The sequence below is a fragment of the Caenimonas soli genome, from assembly GCF_013155545.1.
Lineage (GTDB): Bacteria > Pseudomonadota > Gammaproteobacteria > Burkholderiales > Burkholderiaceae_C > Ramlibacter > Ramlibacter soli.
In genome coordinates, this window is record NZ_JABJVV010000048.1 from 1 (window position 1) to 1275 (window position 1275).

The following is a 1275-nucleotide window of genomic DNA, read 5'->3' on the forward strand; positions in this document are numbered from 1 at the left end:
ATTGATTTAAACGGCCGGGCGTGGCCGGGTCGATTTGAATTTCAGCTTCCCGAAGCCGCACACTCGTATGGATTTGCGGGGGTGCGGCCATGCACAAAGGCAAGCTGGTATTTGCTCAATTGAAGGAGCATCTGCCGCGGTCCGTTTTTGATCGGTGCGTGGCGCGTTACTCGGGCTCGCACGCGCCGCTGAAGTTCTCGCATTGGGATCAGTTGCTGTGCATGATGTTTGCGCAACTGACTTCGCGTGAGGGCTTGCGTGACATCACCACTTGCCTGCGCAGTCAGTCCACCAAGCTGTATCACGCTGGCTTTCAAGGCAGCATCTCGCGCTCCACGCTGGCTGACGCCAACGAGCGGCGCGACTGTCGCATGTTCGAGGACTTCGCGCTGCATCTGATCGGCATCGCCCGGCCGCTGTACGCCAAGGACAGCTTGGCAGTGCAGTTGGCACAGACCGTGTACGCCATCGATGCCAGCACCGTCGATCTGTGTCTGAGCCTGTTCGCCTGGGCACCGGCAGCCAACGCCAGAGCAGGAGTCAAGTTGCACACGTTGCTGGACCTGCGCGGCAATATTCCCGCATTCATCCGCATCACCGGCGCGCTGATCTCGGATGCGAGCTTCCTGGACCATCTACGCCTGGAGGCGGGCAGCTTCTACGTGATGGACAGGGCCTACGCTCACTTTGCCCGACTTATCAAATTTACCCATGCCGCAGCGTTCTTTGTCATCCGCTCCAAGAACAAGCTGCACTACCGCACCGTGCACACTTGCCTGGTCAACGAGGCTGCCGGCGTGATGCGCGACGAGCGCATCTTGCTGACCGGCAGGTACACCAGAATTCACTATCCGGCGCAGCTGCGCAGGATCGAATTTTTCGACACCAAGCGCGGCCGTACCCTGATATTTCTGACCAACCATTTCGAGCTTGACGCCGCGCAGATCGCGCAGCTGTACAAGAGTCGCTGGCAGGTGGAATTGTTCTTCAAGTGGATCAAACAGAACCTGCGCATCAAGGCATTTGTGGGCAACAGCGCCAACGCCGTGAAGACGCAAATCTGGATCGCAATCGCTACCTATGTGCTGGTGGCGATCGTGAAGAAGCGGCTCCAACTCACCGCCACGCTACACACCATCCTGCAGGTACTGAGCCTGTCACTTTTTGATCGGGTACCGATCGATGTGCTCCTGCTCAAAGCCGTCGATCTCGACGACGAAATCGAGGCTTCTCAGCAGTTTTCACTATTTGAAAATATCTCCGGACAGTAGTGGG

The 1275-nt window shown here is 57.7% G+C and carries 1 protein-coding gene; it reads left to right on the plus strand.

What is annotated here, in order from left to right; all coding sequences use genetic code 11:
- The first annotated feature begins 89 nt into the window (after nt 1–89).
- On the plus strand, nt 90–1271 hold the full coding sequence (locus HNE04_RS27805; RefSeq protein WP_172227141.1) for an IS4 family transposase: 1182 nt from the start codon (nt 90–92) through the stop codon (nt 1269–1271).
- Nucleotides 1272–1275 lie beyond the last annotated feature (4 nt).

Coding starts and splice junctions, on each gene's coding strand:
- HNE04_RS27805 (WP_172227141.1), top strand. CDS start 90: ATGCACAAAGGCAAGCTGGTATTTGCTCAATTGAAGGAGCATCTGCCG.